The sequence below is a fragment of the Sphaerospermopsis sp. FACHB-1194 genome (genome assembly GCF_014696235.1).
Taxonomy (GTDB): Bacteria; Cyanobacteriota; Cyanobacteriia; order Cyanobacteriales; family Nostocaceae; genus Sphaerospermopsis; species Sphaerospermopsis kisseleviana.
Window position 1 is genome coordinate 1 of record NZ_JACJPU010000039.1, and the last position, 18,369, is coordinate 18,369.

The window sequence follows — 18,369 nt, forward strand, 5'->3', positions numbered from 1 at the left end:
TCGTTGTTGCTTGTTAACTTTGAGTTGGGTTTTGAATCCTAGTAGCATACAGTGATTTTACTGTAATTCTGTCACAAAGCAAAAGATGACAGGAAATTTTCAGTAAATGTGAGTATTTGTTAGTATTGGTTAAGAAAACAGTAACTAGCTACTAACCCTACCAGTGGCACAGCTAAATATTGTGCTAATTATAAGAGGATGTTTGACCACTAACTCCGGCAATTTCCATAGTGCAAACCCATGTCTAACACTTCCAAAAAAGATCAAGAAACCCCAACCGCAAGCCGCAAACGCTTATGGTTGATCATATTGAGTCGTGGTAGCATGGCGTTAGGCGCATTTTTGCTAATTGTAATCATCGGTGGTATTTGGCGTTTAAGAAATTTTATCCAAACAGAGTTAGCACCCCTAGCACAACAAAATCTTACCAATATCCTCAACCGTCCAGTTGAATTGGGAGAAGTAAAAGAATTTTCCCTCACAGGAGTTAGGTTTGCTGCTTCAGCTATCCCCCCCACACCCACGGATACAGATCGGGTGACAATAGAAGCGGTAGATGTGGGTTTTGATCCTTGGCAGTTAGTTGTTAATCGTCAATTAAAATTAGATGTTACTTTAATTAACCCAGATATTTATATTCAACAGGATAACCAAGGACGCTGGATCACTACCACTATCGCCCCACTAGAAAAACCAGGACTTATTAAAACTGATTTAGATAAACTGCGCGTTCGCAACGCCAAGTTAATATTAGTAGGAAACCAGAAAACCCAGGCAACAGGTAAAGCAGAAGCAGCAGAGAAACAAAGGAAAAATATCAATTTCCCAGTCCCCAGTTCCCAGTCCCCAATACCTGTAACATTTTCAGGACTATACGGAACTGCCCAACTGATAGAAAATAACCGACTGATTAAATTTGACGTAGCCGGAAAACCAGAGAACGGTGGTAATATTTTCCTGCAAGGAAATCTCCGCGCCCAGGCAAATTTAGAAGGTAATTTAAAGGTAAAAACGCAAGATTTATTAGCCGCAGATATTACTCGTTTGATTCAATTACCAATAAATTTACAAGCTGGTCGGGTAAATGGTGATTTACAAATTCAATTAATACCAAATCAACAAACTTTATTAGATGGTACTGCTGCTTTACAAGGGGTAACTCTACAAATTCCCCAAGTCCCACAACTATTAAGCAATACTCAGGGAAATGTCAAGTTTCAAGGATTAGCTATAGAGTTAGATAATGTAGTTAGTAATTATGGGAAAATTCCCCTTACTGCTAAAGGTTTGATTGACCGAGAAAAAGGCTTTAATTTATCAGGGCGTGTCAATGCTGTAAGTGTGTCAAATGCCCTAGAAACTCTCGAAATTAAATCACCTTTCCCTGTGAGTGGGGTAGTAAAAGCCGATTTACAGATATTAGGAAATATTGAAGAACCTGTGCTTTCAGGAACTGTGGCTAATATCAAAACTGCCAAAATTGATCAAGTTGATTTTGAGAAAGTTAGTAGTAAATTTGAGCTTTCAACTCGTGATGCTCTGCTGACTCTCAAAGATATTCAAGGCAAAACTACATTAGGGGGTGAAGTTAGCGGGGCGGGAAAAATTGCCCTGGGGAAAGTACCGCAAATCAATGTGAACTTAACTGCTAAAAATGTTCCAGGGGATGCGATCGCTAAACTTTATAATGATCATATTAACTCTACATTCAAAATTGGCACTGTTTCAGCTACAGCTAACCTCATTGGTACAGCTAACAATATTCAAACTTTTGTAAAATGGCAAGCTCCCCAAGCCACCTATGCTGCTACTGGTGAAACAATTATTAACTCAAATCGTACAGTTGATTTTCGTAATGTTGCTGTTAATATTGCTGGGAATATAATCCGGGTTTATGGTAATTATAATCCTCAAAGTTGGCAAGCTGTCGCTCAAGCTTCAGGTGTGAAATTAACACCATTTCTCAAAGAAGAACAATTAGAAAATATCTCTTTAAATAACGCAGCATTTAACGGTAAATTAATCATTTCAGGAAATTCTGAAAACTTTAAAATTACTAATATTCGTCCAGAAGATGCCAAGATTAATATTGCTGGCGGTAAAATTGCCATTTCTCGTTTTCAGTTAGAAGATAAAAACTTTATTGCTGATTTGATAGCTCAAGATGTACGCTTGGGAACAATCTTAAAACAATCTCCCCCCATTTTCAATAATCCCATCGCCGGGAAATTTACTATTGCAGGTAATACCGAAAATTTCAACTTCAATAATTTCGGTGCTATTGGTGAAGGCAGTTTAAAAGTTAATGATGGCACAATTACAGCTAAAAATATTCAAGTTAGTAATGGTCGCTACAAGGCGCAAGTTGCAGTAGAAAATGTACCTGTGCAGAGATTAGCAAATGTTCCACCTCAAATACAAGGTGCATTAGTTGGTGAGTTTAATGTTGCTGGTAATGTTGCATCTTTTCAACCTGAAACTATTCAAGCAAATGGTCAAGCAAAGTTAAATCTTGCCGGGGGAACAGTTACAGCGTCTAATATTCAACTTGCTAATGGTCGTTACCAAGCATTAGTTAATAGTTCTGGTGTACAATTAAAACGTTTAAATCAACAATTATCAGGTAAATTTGCAGGTCAGTTAAAAGTTGCTGGTATTATTGGGTCTGCGAAATTAGCTGATATTCGTGCTACTGGTCAAGTGCAATTTAGTCGAGGTATTCCGGGAATTAATTCTCCTTTAAATGCTGTAGTTTCTTGGAATGGTCAACAATTAACTATTCCCCAAGCAAGAACTCCAAATTTAAACGCCAGTGGTTATATTTTAGCCGATGCTAAACAAGTAGGTATACCAAAAATTACCCAATTAAACCTCAATGTTCAAACGCAAAATTATGACCTTAAACAATTGCCTTTGCAATTACCTAATGCGATCAATGTAGCTGGAAAAGCAGATTTTAAAGGACAAATTACCGGGAAAATCACAGCACCGAATGTTATTGGATCTTTGGGTTTGCAAAATTTGCAAGTGCAAAGCAAAATACAAAAGTTTGCCTTTGAACCATTATTAACTGGTAACATTAATTTAGTGCAAGGAAGGGGTTTAAGTTTAGATGTTGCTGGTAAAAGAGACAGACTAGCAGCTAAATTAAATGCCAATAATCAACCTAGCGCCTTTTTAGTACAGTGGCAACAAGCATCAGCTACAGGTCAATCTCAAGGCGAAAATTGGGCAGTTAAAGTTAATAATTTCCCCTTACAAGTGTTAAATTTAAACTTAAATTTAAACTTACCTAATAATCCGATTTTGGGACAAAGTGCATTAGCTGGTTTGTTAACGGGAGATTTGCAAATAAATCAAAAAACATTAGCAACGCGGGGAAATATTGCGATCGCCAAACCGCAACTTGGTAGAATTAAAGGCGATCGCTTCACCACCGAATTTCAATACAACAATAATTTAGCCACCTTAACAAACAGCGAATTTATCAACGATCAAAGTCGCTACCTGTTTGACGCTAACCTCAAACAAACTCCTCAAGGTCCCCAAGTACAAGCCAAAATTAACATCAACCAAGGCAAAATTCAAGATTTACTCACCGTTGCCCAAATATTTGAAATTCAAGATTTACAAAGAGGTTTAACACCTCCCACCTACGGTACAGCAGCAGATTTAACCACCAACCCGCGAGGTTTACCAAATCAACCTTTATTTAATCAAATTCAACGTTTAGCAGAAATTGAAGCACTTCTAGTTGCGGAAGAACAAAAACGGCTAGAATCAAAACCAATACCATATTTAAAAGACTTAAAGGGAACTTTCAACGGAGAAATTGCCATCAACACCGCTACAAAAAACGGACCAACAGCACAATTTAACTTACAAGGACAAAACTTTACTTGGGGTAGAGAAACAGAACCTAATCGGTTTTATCGTGCCGACAAAGTCATTGCTGAAGGTAGTTTTGAAAAAGGTGTTTTGCGGTTACAACCTTTACGCATCGCAGCTAAAGATAGACTCATAGCCTTTACTGGTAATGTTGGTGGTGAAGAACAATCAGGAAAATTAACAGTCGAAAAATTCCCGATTCAACTATTAAATAACTTTGTCAAAATCCCCGTAGGAATTAGCGGTAATCTTAACATTGATGCTGCTATAGCTGGTAGTATAGCCAACCCCCAAGCTAGAGGACAATTAAAAATCACAGAAGGAACACTCAATCAAAAACCAATACAGTCAGCCAACGCAGGTTTTAGTTATGCTGATGGACGTTTGAAATTTGGCAGTCAAGTCATAGCAGTAGGAAACGAACCAGTTAACATTACTGGTGATATTCCCTATAAATTACCATTTGCATCAGTAACACCAGACAACAATCAAATTACCCTAGATGTCAAAGTCAAAGATGAAGGTTTAGGATTATTAAATCTGTTCACCGATCAAATAGCTTTTGAGAACGGTGAAGGAGAAGTAGATTTAGCTGTCAGAGGAACTAGACAACAACCATTAGTTAAAGGTACTGCCTCTCTTAATAACGCCACATTTGCAGCCCAAGCTTTACAAGGTAAACTAAATAATGTGTCTGGAAAAGCCGAATTTGATTTTAATAAAGTATTAGTAGAAAACCTCAAAGGGCAGTTTAGCAATGGTAAAATAGAAGCCACAGGAGAAATACCAATTTTCAACAGTCAAAACATCCAAATAGATAAACCCTTGAGTGTGAAACTAGAACAATTAGTATTAAATCTCAAGGGATTATATCAAGGTGGTGCAAGTGGTAATTTAGAAATTACAGGTTCAGTATTACAACCAGCAATTGGTGGTGAGATAGAATTATCTAATGGTCAAGTTTTACTAACAGAATCTGATACACAAACCTTATCTCAAACAGGTTCTGATTTATCAATCATCGCCGCTAACAAGCAAAACAAAACTAGTGATCTTGAAAGCGGAATAACCAGATTAAATAATTTGCAAATCAAGCTAGGAAAAAGTGTAGAAATAGCTCGTCCACCTGTTTTTAACTTCCTAGCAACTGGTGATTTAAATGTAAGTGGTACTTTAAATAATCCTATACCCGCAGGAACTATCAGATTAACCAAAGGTGGCGTAAATTTATTTACTACCCAATTCAATTTAGCTCGTAACTATAAACATACTGCAACTTTTAAAACTTCTGATCCTCGTGATCCTGAGTTAGATATTAAACTGTTTGCTAAAGTGTTAGATGGAATCCAAACAATTGATCTCAGCAGACAAGTTTCTACAGGGTTATCAGAATTAGAAACCGTCCGCGTCGAAGCAATAGTTAAAGGTCTTGCTAGTCAACTAAATGAGAATTTAGAATTAAAAAGTAGTCCCTCACGTTCACAAACAGAAATTGTCACTTTGTTAGGAGGTGGGTTTGTAGACACCCAAGGACGTGGTGACACAACATTGGGTTTAATTAATATTGCTGGTTCGGCTGTTTTCAATAACTTTCAAGCTGCATTTAGCCAAATTGGAGATGCTTTTGGTTTAAGTGAACTGCGGATATTTCCTACCATTCTTTCTGATAAACCCGAAGCAGGTAAAAGCAACTCGACTATAGAATTAGCATTAGAAGCAGGTGTGGATATTTCTAGCAAATTTTCCTTTTCTACGATCAAAATTTTAACCGCTAGTGACCCCTTTCAATGGGGTATTAATTACAGAATTAATGATGATTTTCGTGTTCGTGCTTCCACAAATTTAACTGATGATAGTCGGGCAATTATTGAGTTTGAAAGAAGATTTTAACTGGGGACTGGGGACTGGGGACTAGGGACTAGGGACTAGGGACTAGGTAATCATTTTATTTTTCCCAATTACCAATTACCAATTACCAATTACCAATTACCAATTACCAATTACCAATTACCAAATAAATGATATTATTTTTTCTCAGCACAACCTTCTAAAACCCTATTTCCTAACATCAAAATAGCTGAATACGGGTATTTTTGATCTGACATCCCATCACTACAAGTATTAACTTTTCGCAGAATTAACATATTGTTTTCCCGACCTCTAAAGCGGTATACTCTAACTAAATCATTTGGTCTTCCTTGGGCTGTTAATGGTGCTGTATAACGGAAGATTTGCTGTTTAATTTCTGGAGAACTATAAATAATTCCCCGTTTACCAACAGTCACACTCCAAAATGGTTCTGTACCCCTAGCAACAAATTCTTCAATTTTAGATGATTGGGCAATACTCTGATTAGACACTAACACTGTTGCACCAATTCCTAAAACGACTAAAGAAGAAATTAAGGTTTTCATGGTTAGTAATTAATATTGATGTTTGAGTCTGACAAGTAAGAATACAGAACGCAAAACGCAGAATCCAGAATACAGCCAGAAAATTCCAGTAAATAATACCATAGAGGGAAGAGAGTTTTTCTGTTTACTATTGATGTTAGTGACAGAATTCCTGTAACTTTAGGTCAAGTTCGTTCTTGGTCTGTGCCGAAATAATTAAGGTTTGCTGAAAATTTTCAGCAACCCCTAATTACACACCCAAATTACCATCTTGCTGATTAATTGCTAATCGCAAAAGTGATAATCCTAAAATGATTAAAAATAACACCAAGCCCATTGTACAAGCATAGGTAAATTCTAAATTACTAAATGCCTGTTCATATAAATAGTAAACAATTGTTTTAGAACTATTCAGGGGTCCGCCTCCTGTCATAATATAAACTTCTTCAAAGACTTTAGTGGCAGAAATCGCCGAAATTACCGCTACTAAAGCTAAATAAGGCTGCATTAAAGGAATGGTAATATCTAAATGTTTGCGAATACCATCTGAACCATCAATTGCTGCTGCTTCATAAACATCAGCAGGAATAGATTGCAATCCCGCTAAATAAATTACCATGTAATATCCTAATCCTTTCCAAATAGTTACAGCCATTACACTAGCTAAAGAAATGGGGACAATTCCTAATATTTTCTCTGGACTTGTTAACCAAGGAATTCCTTCGGGAAATATACCTAAAGTTTTCAAGAATTGATTTAATAAACCGTTTTCTGCATACAACCATTTCCAAGCTATACCTGCAACAACCATTGAAATGACTACAGGTGTATAATATGCAGTTCTAAACCAATTCATACCCCGCAATTTTTGATTTACTAAAATCGCTAAAATCAAGGGAGTAATTACCAAAATTGGCACAACTCCAACAAGATAGAGAAAGGTGTTTTCTAAGGTTTTCCAAAAAACAACATCTTTCCATAAACGCAGAAAGTTGTCAAAACCGATAAATTTAGGCGCTTCTCCAATATCTTGATAGCTGGTAAAGCTGAGGTAAAATGCTTGCAGCGCAGGCCAAAAAACAGTTAAGCTTAATAAAACTAAAGCTGGTAATAAAAATAGATAAGGTGTTAGTCTCTGTTGAATAATTATCCAGTTTTTAGGTGTTAATTTATTCATCATATATTAATCAGGGAACAGTTTACAGTCAACTGTTAACAGTGAACATTGAAAACGGCTAACTGTCAACTGATAGCTGGTAAATGATAGCTGATAGCTGATATTAAGAAGTAATAAGTTAATTATGAAGATTGAATAAATGGACTATGATTCTAATACAAACTGGTGTGCCACTGAAACTGTTAGAAAAACTGTTGTTTTTTTGGTAGTAAAATTTTAGTGGTACTGATAACGTAACTAACAAAAAGTTTCTTAAAGATCAAGAACCTTGGATTTTGTTACTGTTATCTACACTTTGTTTATAACACGTACACAACTGATGGAATCTATGCGCCAGATTTTAATCCGCTTTCCCTGGCGCTTTTTCATAGCTGTAAATCAGGGAATAGGGAATAGGGAACAGGGAACAGGGAAGAAATTTATTTTTAATATCCTGACTCCTGACTCCTGACTCCTGACTCCTGACTTCTTACAAAAAATCACCTCCAGCGAAGGTCAGTCACCAGAGGATAGAATCAAAGACATTGGAATGTGGACTAGTCTTGATATCAATTTATCTTGCTCACAAACCTATGCACTCTATCGAAAGGAAAGGGTTTTGATTTATGCTTTCTACGTCGAATGAAGTATGATGATGATAATTTAGAAGTTAGGAGTGCAGTTTTGTGGTCAATTTTCAATAGTGGTGGAAACTGATACCAAAAAAAAGACCCCCGGTTATACACCGAGGGATTCTGCAAGTCGGAATTATCGCACAAAGACATTCGCGCATCTAGGATAGCAATGCAACACTGCAAATATCTGCCAAAATGCCATAAATATATAGAGATCCGATTTGATCATACCTCTGGTGAAAATTATCGTAGGTAAAATTCATGAATTGTCCCTACAAAGGTTTGGTGCTTATGCAAATTTAATTACTACCAGATGTCTATTGATGTCGGCGTACTGGTGTACTGATTTTTTTTTCAAAAATGGACAATTGACAATTGACAATTATCTTTCAGGAGAAAGTGAGAGAATTGGCTAATAGAAAATTTTTTCTTTTTTTTCTCCTGCAAATTTAAGGTTTTAAACCTTGAATTTGATAGTTGTCAATTATCAATTATCAATTATCAATTGTCTATACCAATGATGTATTGCTAACCACCCGACTGATAACAAACCTGCCAAACTCAAGGTTAAACCACTAAAGGGAATTAATAATGCAAATACTGGTAAGATTGCTCCAGCAATAGTACAAATAATGGCGGCTAAAGCAGCGTGACGATTTGCACCTAAACCATAGATGAAACCAAGTAAGATTAATGAAATCATTAACCAAGCTATTTCTGCATTCATTACCCGCGCCATATAGGTTAAAGTTAATAAGCAAGCAAAGAAAATACCCGCAGCGATCGCCAAATTTTTTAAACTCATGGGTAGGGACAAATATAAAAGCAATATCCACCACAAAAATAAGGCTGGTGCTAACAGTAATAACCGGGGTATAATCCCAGTTTTTCCTATTGGTTTGGTGGCAGTAAATACACCAAAGGGATTTCTTACAGAAACATTTTCATCAAATATCCAAGTAAATTGGGTACTGTCACCATCATTTTTAATTTCATGAGGAACTATCCCACTAGCAAAATCAGCATTTCTAAAATTAGCAATTGTTGTGAGGCGAAATTGAGAAAGTAATTGATTTGTGGCATTATAAACCCAACGGGGTCCACCTTGCGCTTGATAGCTAACTTTAATTGTGGTTTCTTGTCCTGGTTCTAAGCGAAAGGGAAAACCATAATCACCAGGGTTTATTTGTTTTAATCTTGTTCCATCTTTTTCTACTTTATAACTAGAAAGTAAGGAATAACCGTAGGGTGGTGGTGCTTCAAAGAAAAAACTATTAACATCACTTAGTGAATTGACAATTTTATAATCAGCAGTGTAATCTGTATTATAAATGGCACTGCGATTTTGCACGTTCACACTTTGGTCAATTTTAACTTGAATATTTGAACCTGCTAAGTTTAAATAGCGAGTAACTTTTTGTTTATCTGTCACCTTGACTATTTTGCCGTTAACTTGAGTAGTATAGCTATAAGGTTCTTCGATAATGTAACGCACTTGGGGCGCAATTTGTTCTAATTTATCACCTGCTACACTTTCCGCTACTTGTGCTACTTTTGCTTGTTCCCAATGATGGTAACGGTTGCTTAAAGTAGAAGTGAGGAAAAATCCCGTAACTACTAAAATTAAAATCAAGGCTAAATGTTGTAGTCCTTTGAGAAGTTGGGAATAACGAATTGACCATTCACCAAAGAAAACAGCTTGTTCGCTGGTGTTGCGTCTCAGAGAAAAACTGATGAGAGCGATCGCCACTCCCAAGGCTACAATTAAAAATACAAACAATAGTGAACCTTGAAGTAGTTGGGTACCAAACTTGATTAATTCATCAGGATGTGTTAAATCTGGTAGTCCGGGAATACCTTGAGCAATAGCAGACATGGGTAAGTATGTAGGTTTTCAGATATTTAAACAGCGTGACAGATATACTTTCCAAAAGTTTCTGCAAAAATACTAGGAAAATATTGTGAGGCTTTTTGGTTTATTCAGCATCCCCTAAATAGGTCGGCGTTAAAAATTGTCGTTATGGCAAGACAAAAGGATGCAAAGGACACAAAGGCAGAAACGAGGGAAAATCTCAAAGATCAGAAAATTACGTTATTATTAAGGACTGTTTCACTGTGTAACCTTCCCTCTGTCAATATGTCAGAACACCTAGCAACAAATTTGAGCGATCGCCTCCCCTATCCCCAAAACAACCAAAATACTATTCGCATTCGGGGCGCTAGGCAGCACAATCTCAAAAATATTGATTTGGAATTACCCCGCGATCAGTTAATTGTGTTTACTGGTGTTTCTGGTTCGGGTAAGTCTTCTTTGGCGTTTGATACGATTTTTGCAGAAGGTCAACGGCGTTATGTGGAATCTCTGAGCGCTTATGCTCGGCAATTTTTGGGTCAGTTGGATAAACCCGATGTGGAATCTATCGAGGGTTTAAGTCCTGCCATTTCCATTGACCAAAAATCAACTTCCCACAACCCCCGTTCTACAGTGGGAACTGTCACGGAAATTTATGATTATCTGCGGTTGCTTTATGGCCGTGCTGGTGAACCCCATTGTCCCCATTGCGATCGCTCTATTTCCCCCCAAACCATTGATGAGATGTGCGATCGCATCCTTGCACTTCCTGACCGCACCCGTTTTCAAATTCTTGCACCAGTCGTCAGAGGAAAAAAGGGAACTCACCGCAAACTAATTTCTAGTTTAGCCGCTCAAGGTTTTGTTCGGATCAGGGTCAATGGAGAGGTCTTGGAACTCTCAGATTCCATTGAATTGGATAAAAATATTACACATAATATAGAACTGGTTATTGACAGGCTCGTAAAAAAAGACGATATACAGGAGCGTCTAGTCGATTCTCTCACCACCTGCCTTAAGCAATCTAACGGAATAGCTATAATTCAAGTATTAAATGATACATCAGATAAGTCAGCGCAGGAGCGACAACATAGTAAGTATATAATAAATGGGGGGGAAAGTCAAGGTATTTCGGAACAAAAATTACCATCAGAAATGGTATTTTCAGAAAACTTTGCTTGTCCAGAACATGGTGCGGTAATGGAAGAATTATCACCACGTTTGTTTTCTTTTAATTCTCCCTATGGTGCTTGTTCTCACTGTCATGGAATTGGCACTTTAAGAAGGTTTTCTGAAGAATTGTTGATACCTAATCCCGAAGCACCGATTTATGCAGCGATCGCACCTTGGTCAGAAAAGGAAAATTCCTATTATTTAGAGCTATTATATACACTGGGTTTAGATTATGGATTTGAGTTACAAACTCAATGGAAGAATTTAACCAGGGAACAGCAACAAATTGTTTTACATGGAGAGGAAAAACGAACCACAGAGACACAGAGAAAGCAGAGTTTTAAAGGTGTAATTCCCATTTTGCAACGGCAATATGAGGGAGGAACAGAATTAGTTAAGCAGAAATTAGAAGAATATTTAATAGATCAACCTTGTGAAGTTTGTGGGGGGAAAAGATTAAAGCCGGAAGCTTTAGCTGTGAAATTAGGACAATATGGAATTTTAGATTTAACGAGTGTGTCAATTCGGGAATGTCGGGAAAGGGTAGAACATTTAAAATTAAGCCCCCGACAAATGCAAATTGCTGATTTAGTTTTACGGGAAGTTAAAGCTAGATTACAATTTTTATTAGATGTTGGTTTGGATTATTTAACCTTAGATCGTCCGGCAATGACATTATCAGGAGGAGAAGCACAAAGAATTAGATTAGCAACACAAATCGGTTCTGGTTTAACAGGTGTTCTGTATGTTTTGGATGAACCAAGTATCGGTTTGCATCAAAGAGATAACGGACGTTTGTTAAAAACTTTAACCAAATTACGAGACTTAGGAAACACATTAATAGTTGTCGAACACGATGAAGAAACTATTCGGGAAGCAGATCATATAGTTGATATTGGACCTGGTGCGGGTATTCATGGGGGAAATATTATTGCTCAGGGAAATATAGAAGACTTGTTAAATGCGGAAGCTTCTTTAACAGGTGCTTACCTATCAGGAAAAAGAGTAATTCATACCCCTGGAACAAGAAGAGAAGGAAACGGTAGAAGTTTAAGAATTAAAAACGCCCATCGTAACAACTTAAAAAACATAGATGTAGAAATTCCCTTAGGAAAACTGGTGGCTGTTACTGGAGTTTCTGGTTCAGGAAAATCAACTTTAATCAATGAATTACTTTATCCAGCTTTACAACATCATCTTTTAAAAAGAGTACCCTTACCAAAAGAAATAGAAGAAATTAAAGGATTAAACTGTGTAGATAAAGCCATAGTTATAGATCAATCACCCATAGGCAGAACACCCAGATCAAACCCTGCAACTTACACAGGAGTTTTTGATGTTATTAGAGAAGTATTTTCCCAAACCATCGAAGCCAAAACCAGAGGATATAAACCAGGACAATTTTCCTTCAATGTCAAAGGTGGCAGATGTGAAGCTTGTAGCGGACAAGGAGTAAACGTCATAGAAATGAACTTTTTACCAGACGTTTATGTACAATGCGAAGTTTGTAAAGGAGCAAGATATAACAGAGAAACCCTACAAGTTAAATACAAAGAAAAATCAATCTCTGACGTTTTAAACATGACAGTAGAAGAAGCATTAGCATTTTGTGAAAACATTCCCAAAGCAGTCACCAGATTACAAACATTAGTAGATGTAGGATTAGGATATGTACAATTAGGACAACCAGCCACCACATTATCAGGAGGAGAAGCGCAAAGAGTCAAACTAGCAACAGAATTATCTCGACGTGCAACCGGGAAAACATTATATTTAATAGATGAACCAACAACCGGGTTGTCTTTTTACGACGTTCATAAATTATTAGATGTTTTGCAAAGATTGGTGGATAAAGGAAATTCGATTTTAGTCATTGAACATAATTTAGACGTTATCCGTTGTGCAGATTGGGTAATAGACTTAGGACCAGAAGGAGGAGACAAAGGAGGAGAAATTATTGTTGCGGGAACACCAGAAGAAGTTGCAAAAAATCAACGTTCCTACACAGGAAAATATCTGCAACAAGTATTAAAACAATATCCACCCCAAAACCCTCTTTAACGTCTCTTCCTTCGTGTCCTTTGCGTTCTTTGCGGTTCGTTTCTTAAATCTTCAATTCTCACGCAGAGACGCAGAGACGCAAAGGAAGAATATAATCATATATATATAAGGAGAAAACCCCATGCAGCTAACAATAAAAGATGTAGAAATACTGCAACAAAACCTATCCAAAGAACAAGAAGACTATCAAATAGAACTGCAAGAAGGAAACCTCCTAGTTATGGGACCATCAGATATTGAATCAAGTGAAATAGGTGCAGAATTGATCAGATTATTAGGTAACTGGATTAAACCCCGGAACTTAGGGAGAATATTTGACTCTAGCGGTGGTTTTATTATGCCAAACACCGACCTCCGCGCACCCGATGTTTCCTTTGTTGTTGCTTCCAGATTAAAACGCACAGTTAGAGACTTTGGAAACCTAGTTCCTGATTTGGTGGTAGAAATTAAATCAAAAACTGATAGAATCGGAAAATTAGAAGATAAAGTTAAACTCTTTTTAGAACAAGGTGCAAAAATCGGCATATTAATTAATCCTGATGAAAGAACCGTAAGCGTATATCGTCCCAACGGAGAAATTGAAACATTAACAGGAGATGATAAATTAACCATTCCCGAATTACTTCCTGGTTGGGAAATAAACATCTCTGAAATTTGGCCACCTGTATTTGAATAAATTAAAAACCCTCTTTAACTTCTCTTCCTTCGTGTCCTTCGCTTCTTCGTGGTTCGTTTCAAAAAAAATCTTCAATTCTCACGCAAAGACGCAAAGACGCAAAGAAAGAGTATAATTATCAATATAGTAAAGGAGAAAAGTTTATGCAGTTAACAATAAAAGACGTAGAAATACTACAACAAAACCTAGCAAAAGAACAAGAAGACTATCAAATAGAACTGCAAGAAGGAAACCTCCTAGTTATGGGACCATCAGATATTGAATCTAGTGAAATAGGCGCTCAGTTAATACATTTGTTAAAACTGTGGGTTAATCCCCGGAACTTAGGGAGAATATTTGACTCTAGCGGTGGTTTTATTATGCCAAACACCGACCTCCGCGCACCCGATGTTTCCTTTGTTGTTGCTTCCAGATTAAAACGCACAGTTAGAGACTTTGGAAACCTAGTTCCTGATTTGGTGGTAGAAATTAAATCAAAAACTGATAGAATCGGAAAATTAGAAGATAAAGTTAAACTCTTTTTAGAACAAGGTGCAAAAATCGGCATATTAATTAATCCTGATGAAAGAACCGTAAGCGTATATCGTCCCAACGGAGAAATTGAAACATTAACAGGAGATGACAAATTAACCATTCCCGAATTATTTCCTGGTTGGGAAATAAACATCTCTGAAATTTGGCCACCTGTATTTGAATAAATTAAAAACCCTCTTTAACTTCTCTTCCTTCGTGTCCTTTGCGTCCTTTGCGGTTCGTTTCAAAAAAATCTTCAATTCTCACGCAAAGACGCAAAGAAGAGAAAGAAAGGTTATAATATCGAAATATTAAAGGAGAAAGATTAATAATGCAAACCATAAAACTAGAATCTCACATTGGTAATGATGGAATTTTACACATACCCTTACCAGAAATCAAAGATGCTGATGTAGAAGTAATTATAGTTTATCAACAAGTTCAAAAACCGCAAAAACGTCAATGGTCTTCAGAATTTTTGAGTACATTTGGAGCGTGGGAAGGAGAAGCATTAGAAAGAGCGCCCCAAGAAGAACAATTTGAAAGAGAACCATTGTTATGATTTATCTGTTAGATACCAATACTTGTATTGGTTATATTAATCGTCGCAATAACTCAATCTATCAGCGTATTACTTCTTTATCTCCAGAAGAAGTAGTTATTTGTGATATTGTAAAATTCGAGCTTTATTATGGAGCATATAATAGTTCTCGGACAGAAGAAAACCTAGCAACTCTAAACAAATTTTTTGGAGATGTTGTCAGTTTACCTTTTGATGGTAAAGCTGCTGCTATATGTGGATATCTCCGCTCTCAACTCAAAACTCAGGGAACACCCATAGGCAGTTATGATTTGCAAATTGCGGCGATCGCCCTAACTAACAACTTAACATTAGTCACCCACAACACCAGAGAATTTTCACGCATTCCCGAATTAAAATTAGAAGACTGGGAAAATGTCTAATTCCTAATATCCTGGATTTAAGAATTTACAGGATGTAAACATCAACAAAAATTCTTCCTCTCTTCCTCTCTTCCTCTCTTCCTTCGTGTCCTTCGCTTCTTCGTGGTTCGTTTCTTAAAAATCTTCAATCCTCACGCAAAGACGCAAAGACGCAAAGGAAGAAAGAGAAATTATCATATTCAGTCACCAAGTCAGCGATCGCACTCCTGAGAATTGTTTAAAAAATTCAGGACTTAAACTACCGGATAATTAAACCTTTTACAGGCTTTAACTGAAAGTAGTCAAAGTTAACAGTATTTAATTTTAATTAGGGTTTGCTGAATAAACCTAAAACCTTGATATATCAAAGGTTAGAGGCTGATAAACAGGAAAAAAGTGCAAGGGTTTTGAAGGGTATACCGGAAAAAGTGTGCATTTTTTGGGATTTCAAGAGATGGCAAAGAAATTTTCAAATCTTCTCCTGACTCCTGACTCCTGACTCCTGACTCCTATGCCCTCACGGAAAGACTTTCTCAGCAACCCCTAATTAATCAATGGTAAAAATAATCCTGAAAATCCTTAAATCCTGGACATCCTGATATGGCTTACGCCACGCTTCGCTATCAGACAAATAAAATCCTTTTTATTTCAATAAACCCCTCTCTTAAAAAACTGCTGCAAAATCTCCCCCGGTCCCCGATCCCAAGTATCAATATGTTCAAAAATCAAACCCTGATCATTTAACTTATAAGTGGAATAACCATTAAAAAATAACCGCGCTTTCCAAGGAACACGCAACACACCCCGCACCGTCCACGTTGCTAAAATTGTACTTTCATCAGTTTGAGAAACATCATGTAAATCAAAAGCAAGTTCCGTAAAAAATAACTGTCCGTGAAAACGCAACGTCCAAAAAATAATCCGATAATTAAACTTACCCTTAAATTTATTCACCGGGTCACGAAAAAAGATATCCTCAGAATAAATATCATAAGAAATATCCTGCTCAAATAAGGTCGGTAAATCTTGCTTGAGAATCTCAATTGTTTGTTTTGTTTCTAATTTCATCACTGAAGTTATACCTTAAAAATCTTTCTTAAATGTTTTTCCAATCTTTACCGCTCAAAATTCCATCGCTGCCGCAATGTTTTTTCTTGACTTGAGAACCTGACTATCAGTTTTCGTTCACCAGACACCTCGTATTTTTACTCTACTCATTGACAACCTAACTTTTTATAGATGTTCTCACGAAAAATACTTTGTATAATTGCTCTTAATGAAAATTACAGAAGTTTTTAATCTATCAAATGTTATGTCTATCATCGAAAATTCCTGGACACACGCTTACATCACCACCAATGGCATCAAATTACATTATGTCACCCAAGGGGACGGACCGTTAATGTTAATGTTGCATGGTTTTCCAGAATTTTGGTACTCGTGGCGGCATCAAATACCCCCATTTTCTCAAGATTACCACGTTGTTGCTCTTGATTTGCGTGGTTATAACGATAGTGATAAACCTCAATCGCAGTCTGCTTATGTGATGGATGAATTTGTTAAAGACATAAAAGGAGTAATCAAAGGTTTAGGATATGAAAGTTGTATTTTAGTCGCTCATGATTGGGGTGGTGCGATCGCTTGGAATTTTGCCTACGCTCACCCTGACATGGTAGAAAAATTAATCATACTCAACCTCCCCCATCCCGCCAAATTTGCTCAAGGTTTAAGCACACCCCAACAATTATTACGTAGTTATTATATTTTCTTATTTCAACTGCCGTTGCTTCCTGAACTAATCCTGCAAGCTTCAGACTACGAAGCTATAGCCAAAGCTATTCAAGGTACAGCTTTTAATAAAAATGCCTTCACAAAAGCAGACATTGAAGCCTATAAAGACGCAGCCGCAAAACGAGGTGCAATGACAGCCATGTTGAACTATTACCGTAACATTTTTCAACAGGGTATCCTCCACAAACATTGGAGTATTCTGGAAGTTCCTACCCTGATGATTTGGGGAGAACATGACACCGCACTAGGTAAAGAACTTACCTATGGTACACAAGAATACGTCAGAAACTTACAAATCAAATATATTCCTAATTCTGGTCATTGGGTACAACAAGAACAGCCAGAATTAGTCATAGAGTATATGCGCGAATTTCTTGGCTAAAACCACCTATTTATTAATAGTAAACAATACTCATTTACTTCTACAACAAAACTATGCTCAATGATACAAGTTAAAAATATTTAACACAAAATTTAACATTAGCTTAACATTAGCAATTTTCCAAAATTCAGTATTTAGAAATAGCTAAGACCTAACCCCAGTCATAGTTATAGCATTACTCACCAACGGTTAAAACATCACATCTAATTTGTGAGATAAATCAACATTCTTGAGCCATTTAGTGAGATAATAAAGTTGTGAGGAAAATGAACGGGTACTATTATCTAAAAGGAAGGGGGAATATTATGAAACGCCAGCTATTAGCCGCTATAGCCTTAGCCGCTCCCCTGTTTTTTGTTAACTCAGTACAAGCAGGAAATACCCAAGACCTACAAAAACTTTTATCCACTGGGGAATGTCCTAAATGTCAACTCTCAGGAGTTAACCTCAGAGGCGCTCATTTAATTGGTGCAGACTTACGAGGAGCAAACCTCCGGGGTGCTAACTTACAAGAAGCCAACCTCGAAGGTGCAGACTTAACAGGGGCAAATTTAACAGGTGCAAATTTAACATCTGCTTTTGTTACTAATGTCAATTTAAAACAAGCGAATCTTAATAATGCAAATCTCACCAATGCGATTATTAATGATTCCAACGTCTATCAAGCATCAATGAATAATCTCACCATTACTGATGCAGAAATCTATAATACTGCCATTGGTGTAGGTGGAGAAAATGCAGAAATTCCTGATTGGGATGACGTTGTTAAGGGTAATTAAGTAGGGTTTGCTGAATAAACCTAAAACCTTGATATATCAAAGGTTAGAGGCTGATAAACACAGAAATTAGTGCAAGGGTTTTGAAGGGTATACCGGAAAAAGTGTGCATTTTTTGGGATTTCAAGAGA

The 18,369-nt window shown here is 36.9% G+C and carries 13 protein-coding genes; 8 read left to right on the top strand and 5 right to left on the bottom strand.

Going from position 1 to position 18,369, the window contains the following annotated elements:
- The first annotated feature begins 240 nt into the window (after positions 1-240).
- The gene (locus H6F45_RS19430; RefSeq protein WP_190348127.1) at positions 241-5,778 is read left to right on the top strand and encodes a translocation/assembly module TamB domain-containing protein; all 5,538 of its coding nucleotides are present in this window, start codon (positions 241-243) and stop codon (positions 5,776-5,778) included.
- Between the two features lie 134 nt (positions 5,779-5,912).
- Here H6F45_RS19430 and H6F45_RS19435 read toward each other — a convergent pair whose 3' ends face one another.
- The 3 genes from H6F45_RS19435 to H6F45_RS19445 form a co-directional block, all read right to left on the bottom strand.
- Positions 5,913-6,302 carry a hypothetical protein gene (locus tag H6F45_RS19435; RefSeq protein ID WP_096565732.1) on the bottom strand — a complete coding sequence of 130 codons (390 nt, stop codon included), beginning with the start codon at positions 6,300-6,302 and terminating at the stop codon, positions 5,913-5,915.
- Positions 6,303-6,531: 229 nt separating this feature from the next.
- Complete coding sequence (locus H6F45_RS19440; RefSeq protein WP_096565733.1) at positions 6,532-7,458, bottom strand: sugar ABC transporter permease; 927 nt, start codon at positions 7,456-7,458, stop codon at positions 6,532-6,534.
- Positions 7,459-8,559: 1,101 nt separating this feature from the next.
- On the bottom strand, positions 8,560-9,948 hold the full coding sequence (locus tag H6F45_RS19445; RefSeq protein ID WP_137667420.1) for a UbiA family prenyltransferase: 1,389 nt from the start codon (positions 9,946-9,948) through the stop codon (positions 8,560-8,562).
- A gap of 261 nt (positions 9,949-10,209) precedes the next feature.
- On the opposite strand from H6F45_RS19445, the gene uvrA reads away from it, so the two are divergent.
- From uvrA to H6F45_RS19460, 3 genes are all read left to right on the top strand, one after another.
- Positions 10,210-13,158, top strand: coding sequence for an excinuclease ABC subunit UvrA (gene uvrA / locus H6F45_RS19450; RefSeq protein ID WP_190348148.1), 2,949 nt, complete (start codon positions 10,210-10,212; stop codon positions 13,156-13,158).
- Between the two features lie 121 nt (positions 13,159-13,279).
- The gene (locus tag H6F45_RS19455) at positions 13,280-13,834 is read left to right on the top strand and encodes a Uma2 family endonuclease (RefSeq protein ID WP_190348128.1); all 555 of its coding nucleotides are present in this window, start codon (positions 13,280-13,282) and stop codon (positions 13,832-13,834) included.
- 143 nt (positions 13,835-13,977) lie between these two features.
- Positions 13,978-14,532, top strand: a complete 555-nt coding sequence (locus H6F45_RS19460) for a Uma2 family endonuclease (RefSeq protein ID WP_190348129.1) — start codon at positions 13,978-13,980, stop codon at positions 14,530-14,532.
- Between the two features lies 1 nt (position 14,533).
- Here the strand turns inward: H6F45_RS19460 and H6F45_RS19465 are convergent, their stop codons facing one another.
- Positions 14,534-14,689 (bottom strand): hypothetical protein, encoded by a 156-nt coding sequence (locus tag H6F45_RS19465; protein ID WP_190348130.1) that lies wholly within the window; start codon positions 14,687-14,689, stop codon positions 14,534-14,536.
- Between H6F45_RS19465 and H6F45_RS19470 the strand changes: the two genes are divergently transcribed.
- Positions 14,679-14,909 carry a hypothetical protein gene (locus H6F45_RS19470; RefSeq protein WP_199301861.1) on the top strand — a complete coding sequence of 77 codons (231 nt, stop codon included), beginning with the start codon at positions 14,679-14,681 and terminating at the stop codon, positions 14,907-14,909. The genes H6F45_RS19465 and H6F45_RS19470 overlap by 11 nt on opposite strands.
- Complete coding sequence (locus H6F45_RS19475) at positions 14,906-15,310, top strand: type II toxin-antitoxin system VapC family toxin (RefSeq protein ID WP_096565743.1); 405 nt, start codon at positions 14,906-14,908, stop codon at positions 15,308-15,310. Before H6F45_RS19470 ends, H6F45_RS19475 begins: the two co-directional genes overlap by 4 nt.
- A gap of 627 nt (positions 15,311-15,937) precedes the next feature.
- On the opposite strand, the gene H6F45_RS19480 is transcribed toward H6F45_RS19475, so the two are convergent.
- The gene (locus H6F45_RS19480) at positions 15,938-16,357 is read right to left on the bottom strand and encodes a DUF2358 domain-containing protein (protein ID WP_190348131.1); all 420 of its coding nucleotides are present in this window, start codon (positions 16,355-16,357) and stop codon (positions 15,938-15,940) included.
- Positions 16,358-16,601: 244 nt separating this feature from the next.
- Here H6F45_RS19480 and H6F45_RS19485 point away from each other — a divergent pair, with 244 nt between their 5' ends.
- Together H6F45_RS19485 and H6F45_RS19490 are read left to right on the top strand one after the other, a co-directional pair.
- Positions 16,602-17,462 carry an alpha/beta hydrolase gene (locus H6F45_RS19485; protein ID WP_190348132.1) on the top strand — a complete coding sequence of 287 codons (861 nt, stop codon included), beginning with the start codon at positions 16,602-16,604 and terminating at the stop codon, positions 17,460-17,462.
- A gap of 305 nt (positions 17,463-17,767) precedes the next feature.
- Entirely contained in the window at positions 17,768-18,241 is a 474-nt protein-coding gene (locus H6F45_RS19490; RefSeq protein WP_137668882.1) for a pentapeptide repeat-containing protein, read from the top strand.
- The last annotated feature ends 128 nt before the right edge of the window (positions 18,242-18,369 follow it).

What these genes read in the sequence shown, in the direction of transcription:
- H6F45_RS19455 (WP_190348128.1), top strand. Translation starts at nt 13,280, where the DNA reads ATGCAGCTAACAATAAAAGATGTAGAAATACTGCAACAAAACCTATCC.
- H6F45_RS19470 (WP_199301861.1), top strand. Translation starts at nt 14,679, where the DNA reads ATGCAAACCATAAAACTAGAATCTCACATTGGTAATGATGGAATTTTA.
- H6F45_RS19435 (WP_096565732.1), bottom strand. Translation starts at nt 6,302, where the DNA reads ATGAAAACCTTAATTTCTTCTTTAGTCGTTTTAGGAATTGGTGCAACA.
- H6F45_RS19490 (WP_137668882.1), top strand. Translation starts at nt 17,768, where the DNA reads ATGAAACGCCAGCTATTAGCCGCTATAGCCTTAGCCGCTCCCCTGTTT.
- H6F45_RS19430 (WP_190348127.1), top strand. Translation starts at nt 241, where the DNA reads ATGTCTAACACTTCCAAAAAAGATCAAGAAACCCCAACCGCAAGCCGC.
- H6F45_RS19445 (WP_137667420.1), bottom strand. Translation starts at nt 9,948, where the DNA reads ATGTCTGCTATTGCTCAAGGTATTCCCGGACTACCAGATTTAACACAT.
- H6F45_RS19485 (WP_190348132.1), top strand. Translation starts at nt 16,602, where the DNA reads ATGTCTATCATCGAAAATTCCTGGACACACGCTTACATCACCACCAAT.
- uvrA (WP_190348148.1), top strand. Translation starts at nt 10,210, where the DNA reads ATGTCAGAACACCTAGCAACAAATTTGAGCGATCGCCTCCCCTATCCC.
- H6F45_RS19480 (WP_190348131.1), bottom strand. Translation starts at nt 16,357, where the DNA reads ATGAAATTAGAAACAAAACAAACAATTGAGATTCTCAAGCAAGATTTA.
- H6F45_RS19475 (WP_096565743.1), top strand. Translation starts at nt 14,906, where the DNA reads ATGATTTATCTGTTAGATACCAATACTTGTATTGGTTATATTAATCGT.
- H6F45_RS19440 (WP_096565733.1), bottom strand. Translation starts at nt 7,458, where the DNA reads ATGAATAAATTAACACCTAAAAACTGGATAATTATTCAACAGAGACTA.
- H6F45_RS19465 (WP_190348130.1), bottom strand. Translation starts at nt 14,689, where the DNA reads ATGGTTTGCATTATTAATCTTTCTCCTTTAATATTTCGATATTATAAC.
- H6F45_RS19460 (WP_190348129.1), top strand. Translation starts at nt 13,978, where the DNA reads ATGCAGTTAACAATAAAAGACGTAGAAATACTACAACAAAACCTAGCA.